20 protein-coding genes are annotated in these 17,975 nt (G+C 39.7%); 8 read left to right on the top strand and 12 right to left on the bottom strand.

Going from position 1 to position 17,975, the window contains the following annotated elements; all coding sequences use genetic code 11:
- Window positions 1–75: 75 nt before the first annotated feature.
- Complete coding sequence (locus tag ACNART_RS01040; protein ID WP_198619561.1) at window positions 76–891, bottom strand: MetQ/NlpA family lipoprotein; 816 nt, start codon at window positions 889–891, stop codon at window positions 76–78.
- Between the two features lie 247 nt (window positions 892–1,138).
- The gene (ribA, locus tag ACNART_RS01045) at window positions 1,139–1,738 is read right to left on the bottom strand and encodes a GTP cyclohydrolase II (RefSeq protein ID WP_109372360.1); all 600 of its coding nucleotides are present in this window, start codon (window positions 1,736–1,738) and stop codon (window positions 1,139–1,141) included.
- A gap of 265 nt (window positions 1,739–2,003) precedes the next feature.
- Between ribA and pgpB the strand changes: the two genes are divergently transcribed.
- The 6 genes from pgpB to ACNART_RS01075 all read left to right on the top strand — a co-directional run bounded on the left by pgpB (window position 2,004) and on the right by ACNART_RS01075 (window position 6,002).
- Window positions 2,004–2,723 carry a phosphatidylglycerophosphatase B gene (pgpB, locus tag ACNART_RS01050; RefSeq protein ID WP_198619560.1) on the top strand — a complete coding sequence of 240 codons (720 nt, stop codon included), beginning with the start codon at window positions 2,004–2,006 and terminating at the stop codon, window positions 2,721–2,723.
- 215 nt (window positions 2,724–2,938) lie between these two features.
- Window positions 2,939–3,196, top strand: a complete 258-nt coding sequence (locus ACNART_RS01055) for a LapA family protein (RefSeq protein WP_232797478.1) — start codon at window positions 2,939–2,941, stop codon at window positions 3,194–3,196.
- 12 nt (window positions 3,197–3,208) lie between these two features.
- Window positions 3,209–4,381: a lipopolysaccharide assembly protein LapB gene (lapB, locus tag ACNART_RS01060; protein ID WP_109372357.1), complete on the top strand. Its 1,173-nt coding sequence runs from the start codon at window positions 3,209–3,211 to the stop codon at window positions 4,379–4,381.
- Between the two features lie 45 nt (window positions 4,382–4,426).
- Window positions 4,427–5,161 (top strand): orotidine-5'-phosphate decarboxylase, encoded by a 735-nt coding sequence (gene pyrF, locus ACNART_RS01065; RefSeq protein ID WP_198619558.1) that lies wholly within the window; start codon window positions 4,427–4,429, stop codon window positions 5,159–5,161.
- The gene (gene yciH, locus ACNART_RS01070; protein WP_006536941.1) at window positions 5,162–5,485 is read left to right on the top strand and encodes a stress response translation initiation inhibitor YciH; all 324 of its coding nucleotides are present in this window, start codon (window positions 5,162–5,164) and stop codon (window positions 5,483–5,485) included.
- Between the two features lie 106 nt (window positions 5,486–5,591).
- Window positions 5,592–6,002 (top strand): hypothetical protein, encoded by a 411-nt coding sequence (locus ACNART_RS01075; protein WP_198632631.1) that lies wholly within the window; start codon window positions 5,592–5,594, stop codon window positions 6,000–6,002.
- Window positions 6,003–6,158: 156 nt separating this feature from the next.
- Here the strand turns inward: ACNART_RS01075 and ACNART_RS01080 are convergent, their stop codons facing one another.
- The 9 genes from ACNART_RS01080 to ACNART_RS01120 all read right to left on the bottom strand — a co-directional run bounded on the left by ACNART_RS01080 (window position 6,159) and on the right by ACNART_RS01120 (window position 15,222).
- Complete coding sequence (locus ACNART_RS01080; protein WP_368926787.1) at window positions 6,159–8,105, bottom strand: exoribonuclease II; 1,947 nt, start codon at window positions 8,103–8,105, stop codon at window positions 6,159–6,161.
- A gap of 113 nt (window positions 8,106–8,218) precedes the next feature.
- Window positions 8,219–8,857, bottom strand: coding sequence for an endonuclease III (gene nth, locus ACNART_RS01085; RefSeq protein WP_109372352.1), 639 nt, complete (start codon window positions 8,855–8,857; stop codon window positions 8,219–8,221).
- A 12-nt stretch (window positions 8,858–8,869) separates the two neighbouring features.
- Window positions 8,870–9,574, bottom strand: a complete 705-nt coding sequence (locus ACNART_RS01090) for an electron transport complex subunit E (protein ID WP_198619555.1) — start codon at window positions 9,572–9,574, stop codon at window positions 8,870–8,872.
- A 1-nt stretch (window position 9,575) separates the two neighbouring features.
- Window positions 9,576–10,202, bottom strand: coding sequence for an electron transport complex subunit RsxG (rsxG, locus tag ACNART_RS01095; protein ID WP_368926785.1), 627 nt, complete (start codon window positions 10,200–10,202; stop codon window positions 9,576–9,578).
- A gap of 15 nt (window positions 10,203–10,217) precedes the next feature.
- Window positions 10,218–11,294: an electron transport complex subunit RsxD gene (rsxD, locus tag ACNART_RS01100; RefSeq protein ID WP_196533221.1), complete on the bottom strand. Its 1,077-nt coding sequence runs from the start codon at window positions 11,292–11,294 to the stop codon at window positions 10,218–10,220.
- Between the two features lie 6 nt (window positions 11,295–11,300).
- Window positions 11,301–13,460 carry an electron transport complex subunit RsxC gene (gene rsxC / locus ACNART_RS01105; protein ID WP_416303408.1) on the bottom strand — a complete coding sequence of 720 codons (2,160 nt, stop codon included), beginning with the start codon at window positions 13,458–13,460 and terminating at the stop codon, window positions 11,301–11,303.
- On the bottom strand, window positions 13,453–14,079 hold the full coding sequence (gene rsxB, locus ACNART_RS01110; protein WP_198619553.1) for an electron transport complex subunit RsxB: 627 nt from the start codon (window positions 14,077–14,079) through the stop codon (window positions 13,453–13,455). The genes rsxC and rsxB overlap by 8 nt, the downstream gene beginning before the upstream one ends.
- Window positions 14,079–14,660 carry an electron transport complex subunit RsxA gene (gene rsxA / locus ACNART_RS01115; protein WP_006536930.1) on the bottom strand — a complete coding sequence of 194 codons (582 nt, stop codon included), beginning with the start codon at window positions 14,658–14,660 and terminating at the stop codon, window positions 14,079–14,081. The genes rsxB and rsxA overlap by 1 nt, the downstream gene beginning before the upstream one ends.
- Before the next feature lie 94 nt (window positions 14,661–14,754).
- The gene (locus ACNART_RS01120; protein ID WP_198619552.1) at window positions 14,755–15,222 is read right to left on the bottom strand and encodes a DUF2569 domain-containing protein; all 468 of its coding nucleotides are present in this window, start codon (window positions 15,220–15,222) and stop codon (window positions 14,755–14,757) included.
- Window positions 15,223–15,351: 129 nt separating this feature from the next.
- On the opposite strand from ACNART_RS01120, the gene ACNART_RS01125 reads away from it, so the two are divergent.
- Both ACNART_RS01125 and ACNART_RS01130 read left to right on the top strand, forming a co-directional pair.
- The gene (locus tag ACNART_RS01125; RefSeq protein ID WP_198619551.1) at window positions 15,352–16,395 is read left to right on the top strand and encodes an oxidoreductase; all 1,044 of its coding nucleotides are present in this window, start codon (window positions 15,352–15,354) and stop codon (window positions 16,393–16,395) included.
- A gap of 22 nt (window positions 16,396–16,417) precedes the next feature.
- On the top strand, window positions 16,418–17,407 hold the full coding sequence (locus ACNART_RS01130) for a bile acid:sodium symporter family protein (protein ID WP_198619550.1): 990 nt from the start codon (window positions 16,418–16,420) through the stop codon (window positions 17,405–17,407).
- Window positions 17,408–17,508: 101 nt separating this feature from the next.
- Here ACNART_RS01130 and ACNART_RS01135 read toward each other — a convergent pair whose 3' ends face one another.
- Entirely contained in the window at window positions 17,509–17,940 is a 432-nt protein-coding gene (locus ACNART_RS01135; RefSeq protein WP_198619549.1) for a hypothetical protein, read from the bottom strand.
- Window positions 17,941–17,975 lie beyond the last annotated feature (35 nt).

Below are 17,975 nucleotides of genomic sequence, written 5' to 3' on the forward strand. Positions count from 1 at the left end.
GTAACGTAGTTAATAACAATGCCCCATTATAAAAATAATGGGGCATTTTTTTATCTTTTCTTTTTGTAATAACAATCACCAGCCTTGAATTGCACCACCGTTAAAAATGGTTTCGGCAGCGGTGGCAACTTCGGGAGATTGATATGCTTTGATAAAATCACGTACATTATCAGCGTCTTTGTTCTCTTCTCTTGTCACAATAATATTGGTGTAAGGAGAGTTTTTATCTTCAATAAAAATACTGTCTTTGGTCGGTGATAAATTAATTTGCTGGATATAAGTTGTACTGATAATAGCGACAGTTACTTTGGGATCGTTTAAAACCCGTGGTAATTGCGCACCTTCTAGCTCCATAATTTTAAGCCTAAGTGGATTATCAATAATGTCGATAGCCGTAGGCAATAAACCACTGTTTGGTTTTAGCGTAATAAGCTTTTCTTTATCTAGTAACAGTAATGCTCGACCTAAATTGGTGGGATCGTTAGGAACTGCAATGGTATCGCCTGATTTTAACTCCGAAGGGTGTTTGATTTTAGTTGAATAGCCCGCCATAGGAAAAACAAAGGTATTACCGACAGCCACTAAATTGTAACCACGAGATTGATTATCTTGGGCAAGAAAAGGGCGATGTTGAAAAACATTGGCATCAAGTTCTTTATTTGCAGTGGGATCATTAGGCAATAAAGAACCGCTGAAACTTACCAATTCAACCTCTAAGCCATATTTTTCTTTTGCGACTTTTTTGGCAATTTCAGCCACATCTTGTTCAGCACCATTAATCACACCAACCTTGATTGAATAGCTGTTTTTATCGCTATTATCACAACCAGTCAATAATGCTCCTGCTAATAAAAGCGCGCCGAAAACCCTACCAGAAAAATGTAATGGCATAATGCATTCCTATCAAAATTTATTTATTAATAAATAACTTAGAATCAGATAGATAGTCAATGAAATCGCATATGACAAATTTTCACATGATATAATTTAATGATAATAAAGACATAAAAATAAGATGTAAGAGAAGAAAAATAGATAAAGAATAAATTTACAAGGTAATAAAATAAAAGGAATAAATAAAAAATCCGAGCAACTCAGGCTCGGATTTGAAAATAATTAATGTTGTGTTGTTACTTTATTATTGCGCTTTCTTAAATAAAAGATGTCCCATTTTATCGGCTTTAGTATCAAGATAATGTGCATTACTTGGATTACGCCCGACAATCAAAGGAACTCGCTCGATAACATTAATTCCTGCGGCTTTCATGATTTCAATTTTCTTCGGATTATTGGTTAATAACCGAACTTCATGAACACCTAAGAGGTTATACATGTCAGCACAAAGGGTAAAATCGCGTTCGTCAGCTTTAAAACCTAACTCAAGGTTCGCTTCAACGGTATCTAAACCTTTATCTTGTAACGCATAGGCTCGTATTTTATTTAGCAATCCGATATTTCTGCCTTCTTGGCGATGATAAAGTAATACGCCACGACCTACTTTACTTATTTGTGAAAGTGCTGCTTCAAGTTGGAAACCACAATCACAACGTAAACTAAATAGGGCATCGCCCGTTAGGCACTCTGAATGAATACGAGATAATACGGGCTCTGAGCCTGAAATATCGCCATAAACTAGAGCGACATGATCTTTTCCTGTTGCGATTTCTTCAAAACCGACCATTAAAAACTCGCCAAAAGGAGTCGGTAGTTTTGCTTCTGCGATACGTCTTAATTTCATTATTTTTGACTCATAATTTCAGGTGATACTCTCGTCCAAGATTATACACTTTATAACGAGAACAAAGAGAAATAATACACTGAAATATTTCCAGGCCTCATAGGTAAGGAAATGAATAACACACACTTATTAAATCACACTTCAACAAATTATCAGATTTTGATGCCGAGTGCATAATGATTTATTGCTAAACTTGCATCGTTTATACTGATAATCTTTAGCTGTAAATGGATGAGAACATTTGTATTTAAGAAGAGGCAATATATTGAATAAGCAAGTAACAAAGTTGATTCTGTTAGGTAGTATGTTGCTCTTAATCATACCAAGTGCTGTGTTGATATTGGGTTGGAAGTGGCAACCTACTGATCACCCTTTAGGCGGGATAAGCACATTATGGATAGCTGATAGTGCAGCAAAACCTTGGGGCGCTGTGACTATTATTGTTTTGTTAGCATTGCTTTTTATGGTGTTGAAATTAAAACGTAATCATTTTATTCAATTAGCCGTGATAATTATTGCAACATTATTTATTGGGCAATTAATTAAGGTTGCGGTTAAAAATACAGTAAAAGAGCCTCGCCCTTATGTTGTTTGGGTTAGTGAAAATTTGCACATTAGCTCTGAAGCTTTTTATCAAGTATCAAGACCTGAGCGAGAACAATTACTCCAAAATGGATTAGCCAACTCACCTGTGGTCCCTGAATGGCAACTTAAATATTGGAAAACTGAAACAGGTTATGCTTTTCCGTCTGGTCATAGTTTATTTTCAGCGACACTCGCATTATTTGTTTTTGTCCTTTTTATGTTGCGCCGTCATTATTTTTTAGCGTCACTCGGGTTATTATGGGGAATTGATGTCACGGTAGGGCGTATTGTATTAGGAATGCACTGGGCATCTGATGTGATTGTCGGTATTCTTATCAGCACCGTGCTGGTTTGGTGTGCATTTAAGGTGATTGAGCGGCGTTTATTACTCAAACCCTGACAATAGCCCTTATTTTTGAGAGAATGTCTTTTTCAGTATTTATATGAAAAAATATACGAAAATCAGATGATTCTAAGAAATGACTTTCTTTGTGCGCAGTGAAAATGCTACCTTTATCTGTCTACTAAAGAAAAGAGAATAAAAAAGGAAATAATGTGAAAAAAGTCCTACTTTTTATTTTGGTTATTCTTGTTCTTGCCATCGTGGTGATTGCCATGACTTTAGGCACAAATAACGATCAGGTAGTCACATTCAATTATCTTATCGCTCAAGGTGAATATCGTATTTCTACCTTGTTAGCTACCCTGTTTGGTATGGGTTTTGTACTTGGCTGGATTGTAAGTGGTGTTTTTTATCTACGTGTACGCTTATCACTAGGTCGAGCAAAACGTAAAATTAAACGTCTTGAAAGCGCCCAAACAAAACAAGAAAACCAAGAAAGTCGCCCAACGGTTGCTTCTGCTACGAAATAAGGACGATAGCTGATGCTAGAATTGCTGTTTCTGTTATTACCTGTCGCTGCGGCTTACGGCTGGTATATGGGGCGTCGTGGCGCCCAACAGGACAAACAGCAGAACGCCGATCGCCTGTCACGTGAGTATGTGGCGGGTGTTAACTTTTTACTTTCTGATCAACAAGATAAAGCAGTTGATCTTTTCCTCGAAATGCTTAAAGAAGATAGCTCTGCTTTTGAAGCTCATCTTACTTTAGGTAATCTTTTCCGCTCTCGTGGCGAAGTCGAACGCGCTATTCGTATCCACCAATCGCTAATGGAAAGTGCTGCGCTTTCCTTTGAGCAACGCCTACTTGCTGTTCAACAGTTAGGTCGTGACTATGTGGCGGCGGGTGTTTACGATCGCGCTGAAAATATGTTTCAGCAACTTATTGATGAGCATGAATTTCGCCAAAGTGCGTTGCAATCGCTGTTAGCTATTTACCAATTAACCAGTGATTGGGGAAAAGCCATTGAAACGGCTGAAAAATTAGTAAAATTGGGACAACGCGAGCTTAAAGAGCAAATCGCCCATTTCTATTGTGAATTGGCGTTACAAGAAATGAGTAGCGATAATCTTGAGAGCGCGCTCAATTTCTTACAAAAAGCAGGGCAAACAGACCCGCTTTGCGCTCGTGTTTCAATTATGTATGGTCGTATCTATATTGCTCGTGATGATAAACAAAAAGCTATCGATGTTTTAATGAAAGTTATTGAGCAAGATAAAGAGATGGTCAGTGAAACCTTACCTATGCTTTTTGAATGTTTCCAAGCTCAAGGCGACGATAATGCTCGTTGGGAAACTTATTTACGTCAATGTGTGGATAGTAATTGTGGTGCGATTGCGGAGCTTTACCTTGCTGACATTATTGAAGCTAAAGAAGGTATTGAAGCGGCTCAGTTATACATTAATCGTCAATTAGAGCGTCATCCAACCATGCGCTTGTTCTATCGTTTAATGCGTTACCATTTAGCAGAAGCAGAAGAAGGACGCGCTAAAGAGAGCCTTATCTTATTGCGCTATATGGTTGGTGAACAAATTCGCACGAAACCAGATTATCGTTGCCATAAATGTGGTTTTACCTCTCATGCATTATATTGGCATTGTCCATCCTGTCGTTCATGGGATACCGTTAAACCTATTCGCGGTTTAGATGGTCAGTGACGATGTCACTTTTTTAATAGTCTCTCTATAAATAAAGGCCCTAAAATGTCATTTCATTGTGATAAGAAATCGCCCGAGCTTACCTGCGCGCCCGTTATTGTGGCACTAGACTATGAAGACCAAAAAAGTGCATTAGACTTTGCACAGCGTATCGATCCCTTATCTTGTCGTTTAAAAATTGGTAAGGAGATGTTTACCCGTTTTGGACCTCAGTTTGTGACTCAATTACAAAAAGAAGGGTTTGATATTTTCCTCGATTTAAAATTCCATGATATTCCCAATACTGTTGCAAGAGCCGTTGCAGCCGCTGCTGATTTAGGTGTATGGATGGTTAATGTACACGCGAGTGGTGGCGGTCGTATGATGCGTGCGGCTAAAGAGAGCCTTGCTGCTTTTGGTAAAGACGCGCCACTTTTAACGGCAGTGACTGTACTTACCAGTATGGATCAATCTGATTTAATTGAATTGGGAATAACATTGACGCCCGCAGAACAAGCAGAACGTTTAGCGTTACTGACAAAATCTTGTGGTCTTGATGGTGTCGTCTGCTCTGCACATGAAGCAACACGTTTTAAACAAGTTTGTGGTGATGATTTCTTATTAGTCACTCCGGGTATTCGTCCAGCAGGAAGTGATGTTGGCGATCAGCGTCGTGTAATGACACCAGAGCAAGCCATTGCGGCAGGCGTTGATTATATGGTGATTGGTCGTCCTATTACTCGTAGCGATAACCCTCATGAAACATTGCAACAAATTAATCGTTCTATACAAGGTATGTAAATGGATAATAACTCTCGTTTGGTTTATTCCACAGATACGGGGCGCATAAAAGAAGAAGAACAAAAGCCAGTACGTCCTGCTGGTGATGGTATTGTGCGTATTCAGCGCCAAACTAGTGGACGTAAAGGCAAAGGTGTATGCGTTGTTTCAGGTATTGATCTGGATGATGCAGAGTTAGCTAAACTTGCGGCTGAACTGAAGAAAAAATGTGGCTGCGGAGGGAGTGTCAAAGACGGTTTAATTGAGATCCAAGGTGATAAACGTGATTTAATTAAATCGCTATTAGAAGCTAAAGGAATGAAGGTTAAACTTGCTGGTGGCTGATTTAACTAGCTAGATAGCAATGAAATGAATGATAATGCGCTGATTTTCTATTGAGATTAGCGCATTTTTTTATTGTCACTAATAGATGTCTTTTAAAAGGTATTTTATGAAAGCGTACTTGATGATTGTTGCACTATTATATTCTTCTGCGCTTTTTGCAGAAACGACTGCGGATAAAATAATTGTTCATAACAAATATTGTTCTTCACCAAAACAGACCATGGATGAAGTTTATGAGAATGGCGCAATAACACATTGTGTTTATGCTGGGCTTTCAATTGCAGATGCATATAAAAAATATGTCAATGAACACGATGAAGATTATCTTGTAAAAACCATTAAAGTGAACAATAACATCCAAAAAGAATATACAAAAGACGGTGTTTCTGTTGATTATAAATGGGAAAATCCGAAGAAATTAATGATAGAGCAACAGTTTTCAGGTGGTTTTACGGAGTTTGTGTTAGAAGAAGATAAGAAAGGCACTAAAATCACGATCACTGGTCACCCTGATTAATTATTAAGAAAACAGCGAAATCCATAAGTACGATTATAGGTGACAATGTCACCTATTTTTTTGCATTTCATTATCACTAACAAAAATAAGAGATATAAAAAAAGCCGATAGCTCTAAGTGAACTATCAGCCTCATTGTATACCGATTTAAGTCCTATTAGATAGGGCGAGCAACGATATTGCGTGTTTCCAGCTTCACATCTTCAATGCGTACAGGAATGATATCATTGAGTTTATAAGCAGTTTCACCTTTCACAATGACGGTGCCTGTTTCTTGGCTACATTGAATTTCATCACGTACAGCATGTAAGAATGGCGCAGGAATAAAGGCAACAGCACCATTTTCAACTAGACGAACACGAACACCACCACGAGTAATATCGATAATTTCTGCATTAAATGGTGTTTCAGTGCCAGCAAAAGGTTTTAAGAAACGCGCATATAACCAATCACCCACATCGCGTTCGGCCATACGATTAGCGCGACGACGCTCTGCAATACGAATACCATCTTCTTCTTGTGGTTTTTCAGCACTTTCTTTGCTGATAATCGCTTTAAGCAAACGGTGATTTAAAATATCACTGTACTTACGAATTGGTGAAGTCCATGTTGCGTAAGCTTCTAATCCTAAACCAAAGTGAGGACCTGGCTCAGCTTTGATTTCAGCAAAGTTTTGGAAGCGGCGAATACGGCTATCAAGGAATTGATTTGGCTGATTATCAAGCTCACGACGCAATTGGCAGAAACCTTCAAGCGTTAATAAACTTTCAGATGTAGTTTCAATACCGTTATCTTTTAATGTCTGCACAACTTGATCGATATAAAGTGGATCAAAGCCTGTATGAACGTTGTAAACGCCAAAACCTAAGTTTTTCGCCAGTACTTTTGCCGCACAGATATTGGCGGTGATCATCGCTTCTTCAACAATACGGTTTGCGATACGGCGTTTTTCTGCAACGATATCTAAAACATTGCCACCTTCATCAAGAATAAAACGGTAATCAGGGCGTTCTTTAAAGACCAGAGCATGTTTTTCACGCCATTCATGACGTTTTTCACACATCTCTTTTAATAACATCACTTGCTCATGAACAATCTCATTTTCAGGTTGCCATTGGGTATTTTCACCTTCTAACCAATCTGAAATATGGTCATAAACTAGCTTGGCTTTTGATTCTACCCACGCAGAATAGAAGTGAATATCTTCAAGCAATGAGCCATCTTCGGCAATACTCACTTGGCAAACTAATGCAGGACGTTTCTCATTAGGACGTAATGAGCAAATATTGTCTGACAGTTCGCGAGGCAACATTGGGATATTAAAGCCTGGCAGATAGTTAGTTAGCGCACGTTGTGCGGCAATTTTATCTAATTCACTATTAGGCAGAATATAAGCGGTTGGATCTGCAATAGCGATAAAGAGTGTGAGTTGACCGTTCTCTTCTTTACGAATAAAGAGGGCGTCATCCATATCTTCTGTTGATGCACTATCAATAGTGACAAAGGAGAGAGAAGTCAGATCTTCACGAGGTAAAGTGTCATGTAATGTGAGCGCTTCGTCACCCATTTCAGGCGCATCACGTTCAAGCTGATGACGCATTAAGGTTACCCACCAAGGCGCAAAGTGATCGTCTTTATCGGTAATATAGTCTGTAATTTCAGCCTGAAAACCTTTATCACCTTTATTAAGTGGGTGACGACGCATTACGGCAACAGCCCAATCTTGATCAACAAAGCTATGTGTTAAGCCTTGAGCAGGACGGCAAGGAATAGCATCTTTTAAGAGAGGGTGATCAGGTACTATCCACAGACGGTTATCACCTTCTTTTTTCTGAATACGACCAACAAAACGCGTTAAGAAAGGTTCGACCAATTCTTCGGGTTCAACCGACTCTTTATCGCCGTTTGTATGAACGGCAGCAATAACTCTGTCGCCGTGCATCACTTTTTTCATTTGCGGAGGGGGAATAAAATAGCTTTTCTGACCATCAACTTCAAGGAAGCCAAAGCCTTTATCTGTTCCCTTTACAAGGCCTTCCACGCGCGGTGTTTGGGCATGGAGTTGCTGTTTTAGCTGTGCAAGCAGCGGATTGTCTTGAAACATATTTTTCCGGAAAGTCGGCAGTTTTAATAATAAAAGTGGGCAATAGTTTTATTCGATTGTGTGTAGTGACGCAAGTAATATCGCATCATAAAAACAGACAAATCGACAAATTTTCACTCGGGATCTGTTTTTTCTTTAAATTCACAAAGATCTTCGATAATACAAGAGCCACACCGTGGTTTTCGTGCAATGCAGGTATAACGACCATGAAGAATAAGCCAATGGTGACAATCAACCTTAAATTCTGCCGGAACAACCTTTAACAGTTTTTGTTCGACTTCATTGACATTTTTACCTGGGGCAAAACCTGTCCGATTACTCACTCTAAAGATATGTGTATCGACAGCGATTGTTGGCCAGCCAAATGCCGTGTTTAAAACGACATTGGCAGTTTTACGACCGACACCGGGTAAGGCTTCTAGGGCTTCTCTGTTTTCAGGTACTTCACTGTTATGTTTATCAACTAAGATTTGACACGTCTTAATCACATTTTCAGCTTTAGTATTATAGAGGCCGATAGTTTTAATGTATTTCTTAAGACCATCAACGCCTAAATTCAGTATTGCCTGTGGTGTATTGGCAACGGGGTAAAGCTTGGCTGTTGCTTTATTTACACTCACATCGGTTGCTTGTGCAGAGAGTAACACGGAGATCAATAGTTCAAACGGAGAGTCAAATTTTAGCTCTGTCGTAGGTTGCGGATTGTCATCACGCAACCGAGTTAGAATTTCAATACGTTTTGCTTGATTCATTATGCTCACAAATTAATTTTTGACGATATGACTACCACAGCCTTGTTCTTTTTCGTAAGTTTTCGTTGTCAAAGTGCTGCGCTTTTTCTGTCTTTCATCGATCAGGTATTTTGCTGCTAACATAAAGCCTAAGCCGATAAAAGCACCCGGTGGCAAAATGGCAAGTAAGAAGGGTGAGTCTAAATGTACTATCTCAATTCTTAATACTTGCGCCCATTCACCTAATAGTAAATCTGCACCATCAAATAATGTGCCGTTACCTAAAATTTCACGTATTGCACCTAAAACAAAGAGTGCCGCGGTTGCGCCTAATCCCATTGCTAAACCATCAATAGCGGAAGGAAAGACTTCATTTTTAGCGGCAAACGCTTCAGCACGACCAATAACAATACAGTTAGTGACGATCAATGGAATAAAGATCCCTAAAGATTGATATAAGCCGTAAGCATACGCATTGATTAGTAATTGCACAGCACTGACGACAGACGCAATTATCATAACATAAATTGGGATTCGAATTTCAGAAGGAACCCAACGACGTAAACTTGAAACTGCCACATTAGTACAAAAGAGCACTAATGTTGTTGCAAGCCCTAAGCCTAATGCGTTAGTGGCAGTAGAAGAAACAGCAAGTAAAGGACATAAACCCAGTAGTTGAACTAAAGCTGAGTTATTGGTCCATAACCCTTGTGAAAATAGCGTTTTGATAGAGTTCATCTTAATTCGCCTCACAGACAGGAAGTGTATCCAACTTCTCTGGTAAAGATTGTATTAGCCAAGCAGTGCGCTTTGATGAGTTAACAACAGCGCGAGGGGTGATCGTCGCGCCCGTGAATTGATCAAAATCGCCACCATCTTTTTTTACTGCCCAGTGCGGATCGTTTTCACTGGAAATGAATCTATTGCTCAATGTTGTGATCCAATCAGAAATACGTGTTTCAATTTTATCCCCTAACCCTGGTGTTTCATTATGAGCAGTAACACGTACACCAAGAACATTTGCTTTAAAGTCGGCGCCCACAAGAAGCTCAATTGCGCCTGAATATCCATCAGGAGCGGTAGATTCTAATGCGGCTGCAACAGGTTTACCGTCTAAACGGGCAACATAAAGCTTATGTGGTTTTGTATTCCCTAATTCAGATGCCGTGAGTAGATAACAATCTTTAGAGAGATCGTTGTTATACATTGATTGTGGGATCACCTGATCTAATAATTTTTGTTTCTCTAAAGCGACTTGTTCTGCAATGGTGTCTGCGGTTAAGTGATAAACCACCGCAGTTAAGCCTGTCGTACAGGCAGCAAAGATAGCTAATGTTAACCCATGACGTTTTAATATTTCGATCATCATTTTCTCCTTGGATTAATGTCCGTAAACACGAGGGCGTGTATAGCTATCAATGAGCGGTACGGCAATATTGGCAAGCAATACAGAGAAGGCGACTGCATCTGGATATCCGCCATAGACACGGATAATCCAAACTAATAAACCAATCATGCCCGCATAAATTAAACGCCCCTTAGGGGTTGTTGAGGCGCTAACTGGATCAGTCGCAATAAAGAAGGCTCCTAACATTGTTGCACCAGAGAAGAGCTGTAATAGCGGTTGTGAATAACGCGTAGGATCAATACCCCAGCTAATAACCGAACATAGTGCTAATACAGAAATCATCGCAACAGGGATATGCCAGCTAATAATGCGTTTATAAAGCAGGATTAATCCGCCAACTAAATAAGCGACATTCACCCATTGCCAGCCAATGCCTGCAAATTCACCTTGTAAAATAGGTGTCGCTAAGACTTCATTAATAGGGTGAGTTAATAAACCCGTTTTAAAGCTATCAAGAGGTGTTGCTTGTGTAATGCCATCGACAGAACGTCTTAAATCTTCAAGCGTTAAGCCAGAAGAGGTATGCCCTGTAAAGAAGATGCTTAAACTATCCATGACATTGTAAGAGACAGCCTGTAATTCAACGGGAGGCATCCAAGATGTCATTTGTACTGGGAATGAGATCAGCAAAACCACATAACCCACCATTGCGGGATTAAATGGATTTTGTCCTAAGCCACCATAAATATGTTTTGCGATAACAATAGCAACAAAAGTACCTAAAACAATGATCCACCATGGCGCTAAAGGCGGAATACTAATGGCGAGCAATACACCAGTCAACAGCGCTGAATTGTCTTTCAGATAAAGTAAGGGATCTTCTTTTTTGAGCTTTACGCAAAGTGTTTCAGTAACAAGCGCCACGATAATAGCTAACACAATTTGGTAAATGGTTCCTAAGCCAAAGAAATAGATCTGGCTTAAGATCCCCGGAAGTGCCGCTAATGTTACCCATAGCATAACTTGGCTGGTGGACTGTTGATTATGCGTAAAAGGTGAACTCGCAATTTTTAATTTACTATTGTTATTTTGTATTGGTCTGAATTTCATCTGTGATTAATCCAAGGTAACTTCTTCTTTATTAGCTCGACGTTGTTCGGCTTCTTTTTTGGCTTTTACTCTGGCAATTGCGGCAGCGACAGCGGCTTTGCGCGGATCGACATCTTCCGCTTCAGCACTTTGAACAGGGGCTTCTACGGTTGATGATTGAGAAGCTTGTTGAGCTTTCTTAGCTTTAACACGAGCCAATGCGGCAGCGACAGCGGCTTTGCGCGGATCGACATCTTCCGTTTCAGCACTTTGAACAGGGGCTTCTATGGTTGATGATTGAGAAGCTTGTTGAGCTTTCTTAGCTTTAACACGAGCCAATGCGGCAGCGACAGCGGCTTTGCGCGGATCGACATCTTCCGCTTCAGCACTTTGAACAGGTGCTTCTACGGTTGATATGGCTTCAGTAGCTTGTTGAGCTTTCTTAGCTTTAACACGAGCCAGTGCGGCAGCGACAGCGGCTTTACGTGGGTCAGCATCTTCGCTCTCACTCGCTGTATTCTCACTTGACGCTTCTAGTGCTTTTTGCTGTGCTAATTTAGCAGCCTGTTTTGCTCTGACTTCTTCTTTACGTTTTTTACGTGCGGCAATAGCGGCTGCATTATCTGGCTCTTCACCTGCTTTAACAGAAATAATTTTGCCGATACTTTGTTTCGCTTTTACGCGAGAAAGTGCGGATTGAACTTCACTGTGCTCTTCATCGTCAAGTTTAACTGCGGCACGTTGATGTCTTGCTTCACGTTCAAGTTTTTCTCGCTCCATACGTATTTTTTTCGCTTCAAAACGTGCTTTGGCTTCAGTCGCGCGTTTTGCTTCCGCATCAATTTCACGTATTTCTGCTTTTTCTTGGCGGTAGTATTGAACTAGTGGAATATTACTTGGGCAAACAAACGCACATGCACCACACTCAATACAATCAAATAAATTATGTTGTTGCGCTTTCTCATGCTCTTTACCTTTACTAAACCAGTAAAGTTGTTGAGGTAATAAACCACTAGGGCAAGCATCAACACAATGGCCACAACGGATACAGGCTTCTTCAAGGTTATCTGTATCCATCTCTTCAGCTGAAGGGATAAGTAGGCAGTTCGTTATCTTAACAACAGGGGCATTTAAGTCTGGTAAGGTAAAGCCCATTAATGGCCCACCCATAATCACCATTTGTTCAGAGCCTGCTACAAAGCCCGCTTGTTTTAATAACGAGTAAATCGGTGTACCTAAACGTGCCCAGAAGTTACCCGGTGTTTTGGCGCCATTACCTGTAACGGTGACGACACGCTCAATTAAAGGTTCATCATCGATAATTGCGCGTTTGATCGCGACAACAGTACCTACGTTTTGCATCAAAACGCCAATGTCAGATGAACGACCTCCCGATGGAACTTCTTTACCCGTTAAGATCTTGGTAAGTTGTTTAGCGCCACCTGATGGGTATTTTGTTGGGATAACACGAATGAAAATACGTTTTTCATCGGGCATCGCGTTTAATGCCTGTTTTAATGCCTCAATGGCTTCAGGCTTGTTATCTTCAATACCAATTAATACTTCATCAGGGGAGAGAAGGTGAATTAATACCTGACATCCGGCAATTACTTCATCAGCGTGTTCTTGCATTAAGCGATCGTCAGCGGTGATATAAGGTTCACATTCTGCTGCATTGATGATCAGTGTTTTAACGAGATCGCCACCACCTTTTAATTTTGATGCCGTTGGGAATCCTGCACCGCCTAATCCTGCAATACCAGCTTCATGAATACGGCTAAGTAATGTTTCTCTGCTTTCTAACTGGTAATTAATGATAGGTGATTTCTCTCTCCATTCATCTTTACCATCAGATTGGATCCTTACTGCAATTTCAGGTAAGCCAGAAGGGTGAGCACTTGGAAAAGGTTCTATTGCCGTAACGGTACCAGAGATAGATGCATGTACAGGTAATGTTCTGCCAACTCCTTTTGTTAAGGGTTGGCCTTTTAATACATGCTCACCTACGCTGACACAAAGTTGACCCGGTACACCTAAGTGCTGATGAATAGGAATAATGACTTCATTAGGTAATTGCGCTATACGCATGGGTGTACGACTTGACTGTAATTTCATTTCAGGAGGATGAATACCGCCTTTAAAATCCCAGATTTTATCTTTTTTAAATAACGAAAAGAGATTAAACATGAGCGCTATCCTCCGCCTTTAATGACGGTTCATCTTCAGGTGTTTCTTCAGGCTCTGCTGGAATGTTTTTAACAGGGATTGTGTTTAAATCCCATTTCCAGTTCGAGGTTGTGACTTTGACAGGAATCAAGGTTATACAATCAGTAGGGCAAGGAGGAACACATAAGTCACAGCCCGTACATAAGTCTTCAATAACGGTGTGCATAGCTCGTGTTGCGCCCACAATGGCATCAACAGGGCATGCTTGAATACACTTAGTACATCCTATGCAGTTATCTTCATCGATTAAGGCGACTTTTCTAATTGGATTTAATGCTTCTTCGTCACCATCAAGCGGTTGAGGATCAACACCCATCAACTCAGCGATTTTTAACATCACTTGTTCGCCACCCGGCGCACAACGGTTAATCATTTCACCATTGTTTGCGACTGCATCGGCATAAGGACGACAACCAGGATGACCACATTGTCCGCATTGGCTTTGTGGTAATATCGCGTCAATTTTTTCGACAATAGGATCTTCTTCCACTTTAAAACGACGTGCGGAATAGCCCAAAATTAGTCCAAAGATAAGACCTAGCGCACCCAGTACGCCAATTGCTATCCATAAAGAATTCATTACAGTTTCACCAAACCACTAAAACCCATAAAGGCAAGAGACATTAAACCTGCGGTAATTAAACCGATTGAAGCACCTTTAAATGGCGCGGGTACATTGGCGACCGCTAATCGTTCTCTAATGGCGGCAAATAATACCATTACAAGAGAGAAACCGACGGCTGCACCAAAACCATAAACGGCAGATTGCATAAAGGTGTGGGCTTGATTGATATTTAATAACGCAACACCTAAGACGGCACAGTTTGTGGTAATTAAAGGTAAGAAGATCCCTAACAAACGATAGAGTGTCGGGCTTGTTTTTCTTACGACCATTTCAGTGAATTGTACAACTACTGCAATAACTAAGATAAAGCTCAGTGTGCGTAAATAAAGTAAGTCCAAAGGGACTAAAATAAAATTATCCATCAGCCAAGAACTAATCGAGGCGAGCGTCATAACAAAGGTCGTCGCAAATCCCATACCAATCGCGGTTTCTAATTTTTTTGATACACCCATAAATGGGCATAAACCCAGGAATTTGACGAGTACAAAGTTATTCACCAATACGGTGCCGACGAATAGAAGCAAGTAATCAGTCATTGTTATGCCAAAATTGTTAAACAGAGAAACAAAAAGCCTCCAGAAATAAAGAGGCTAAACAAGCGTATATAATATCAAGGGTAAAGGTGTGAAGTTATCGAAGTTGTGTGAAAGTTTCACGAACACGCTTAGCATACTTGATATAAGGCACAAAACAGACTGTCGAGAAGACCGACCATAGAAGGGATTTTAACGCTGTTTGATCGTCAACAGGAGCAAAACCAAAGCTTTTAATGGCTAAGAGTAAGTTAATCAATAACCACAAAATAAATAGTCGTGGAAAATTTTGAGCGCGATAAAAAAATTGTCTTAACAGATATAACGTAAAGGCAAACATCACCCATGTTGTTAATGCAGAAAGATACCAACTAGAGAGCAAATGAAAAGGAAGCTGGTGGAGGATCGAAAAATCTGAAAAATATTTAATAACATAGAGAACTGACATCAATCCAGAGCCAATAATCGACAAAATCATATACGCCAATGGCGCAAGCAACCATCCTGTAATCGGCGCTTTGCCTGAATGGTTATTCGACGTGTTTGCTTTGAGATCAAATTTCATTAATTAATTATTCCTACCTGTGTACAGAACTAAACGAGATATTATCACAAACTTTGTTATTATTTATTTAGCTACAAAAGTGAAAGTGATTTTTGTTAATAAAAAAACATATAAAAATAGGATAGGGTGATGACAATTAAACTCAATGTTGGAATTATCGGATATGGCTATGCAAGTAAAACCTTTCATGCTCCGCTAATAACAACAACCGAAGGCTTAAATCTTAGTGCAATTTCAAGCTCTGATGAAAATAAAGTTAAACAAGATTTTCCTCACATTACGGTTTATGCAGATCCTCAAACACTTATTAATGATCCCTCAATAGACTTAATCATTATTCCAACGCCAAATAATACTCACTATTCACTGGCTTCACAGGCTCTGGCAAAAGGTAAACATGTTATTGTTGATAAACCGTTTACACTGACACTGGAAGAAGCTGAAAAATTAACTCAGCAAGCAACAGATGCTGGTAAACTTCTTTCCGTCTTTCATAATCGTCGTTGGGATTCAGGCTTTTTAACCGTTAAAAAGCTTTTAGCTGATAAAACACTCGGTGAAGTTAGTGCATACGAAGCCCATTTTGATCGTTTTCGCCCAACTGTACGTCAACGTTGGCGAGAAGATGCCGGAATTGGAGGCGGGCTTTGGTACGATCTCGCTCCTCATGTTCTTGACCAAGCGATTTGTTTATTTGGTGAACCTAAAGCGATTACTGCTGATATTGCTCAGTTACGCCCTAATGCAAAAAATGCTGATTACTTTCATGCATTACTAGAATATGAAAATCTTAGAGTTGTTCTTCATGCTTCTATGTTAGTTGCGTCTCCAACACCTATTTTTGCTATTCATGGGACAAAAGGAAGTTATGTTAAGTATGGTTTAGATACCCAAGAAGATGCCTTAAAAGCAGGTTATCTTCCTAACCAAACATATAATTGGGGAATGGATAATAGTGATGGTGAATTAACAACATTGTCAGATTCTGGAGAGTTAGAGACAACAACACTGGCAACACTCTCTGGTGATTACCCCGCTTATTACCAACAAATTTATCGTGCAATTACATTGGGTGAAGAAAACCCTGTTACGCCAATACAAGCAACAGCCATTATGCGTTTGATTGAAGCTGGCGAAATTTCTAATCGTTTAAAACAAACTATTACGCTGTAAGCCAAAGGGAGCGCTAAATCTAATGTCTTGGTGGCAAAAACTAAAACTCGATCCTTTTCTCATGATAATGATTTGTGTGGTGACGCTAGCAACGCTACTACCCGCACAAGGTGATATTAAAGTCTTGTTCCAATATCTTACGACCGGTGCGATAGCATTGCTGTTCTTCTTGCATGGTGCGAAGCTTTCTAGAGAGGCGATATTAGCAGGACTTGGACATTGGCGTTTACATCTTACTGTATTTACCAGTACCTTTATTCTTTTCCCTATTTTGGGGCTCGGATTACAAGTTATTGTGCCCGAATGGATGTCACCCACTGTCTATATGGGTTTTTTATATCTTTGTGCGTTACCAGCGACGGTTCAATCTGCCATTGCCTTTACTTCTGTGGCAGGGGGAAATGTCGCAGCTGCTATTTGTAGTGCATCTGCATCTAGTATTCTGGGTGTTTTTCTTTCACCCGTATTAGTCGGTTTTTTAATGCAAACGCAAGGCTCTGCGAATGATTTTGATACTGCTGGGGCGATTCAATCGATCTTACTGCAATTGATGGTGCCTTTTATTATTGGTCACTTATCACGCCCTTTAATTGGTCGTTGGGTTGATAAGCATAAGAAATTAGTTAATAGAACGGATCGTTCTTCTATTTTGCTGGTGGTTTATGTGGCGTTTAGTGAGGCGGTTGTTGAAGGGATCTGGCATAAAATTGACGGTTGGTCACTATTAACGATTGCAGGAGTGAGTTGTATTCTGTTAGCGATTGTTATTTTTGTGAACGTGTACAGTGCAAGATTGCTTGGTTTTAATAAAGAAGATGAAATCACTATTGTTTTTTGTGGATCTAAAAAGAGCTTAGCAAATGGTGTGCCTATGGCGAATGTGTTATTTCCAGCAGCAACTGTTGGGGTAATGTTATTGCCATTAATGATCTTCCATCAGATCCAATTAATGGTTTGTGCTGTGTTAGCGCAGCGCTATGCCAATCAAGGTAAAAGAGCAGAGAAAAAATAATGAATTTAAGCTGGTGGATACAATAACGTTAAGTGAATATTGATTATTGGGTTCATTAGGAAAAACGGCATCGATTTAACAATTAATCGGTGCTTTTTTATTTATTGAGCTTTTTCTTTATTCTCTTTTTTGTCTGATAGCGATTGATATTTTGATTTAAACGGAAGGGCTAAACCCAGTGTAAAAAAGACTAAAAATACAAGCCCCATATTTAAATAGTCAGATTTATTATTTTTCACATCAACCTTTAATTCACAATCGATGGGTTCTAACTGATCGTTGATATTATATTTGCCTTGGTAAAGTTCATTAAGCATTGTCTGTGCTTGCTCAAATTCTTTATAGTTAACGAGTAATTTTACCCCCCCAGTCGCTTGAGCATACACTTGGTTATTCCAAACAATATTTTCATCTAAAAGGATCGCATCAATGCCTTCTGATTGAAGAAAACCTGCTTCAATAGAAGCATCAATTGGTGATAGATATTGTGCTAATAATTTATATTGACCTCTTGTCGGATGAATATTCCACATAGCTTTTCCTTAATGATTAATAGCCCCTTGAAAAT

Source organism: Proteus sp. LHD240705 (assembly GCF_047921555.1).
In the GTDB taxonomy this organism is placed as follows: Bacteria; Pseudomonadota; Gammaproteobacteria; order Enterobacterales; family Enterobacteriaceae; genus Proteus.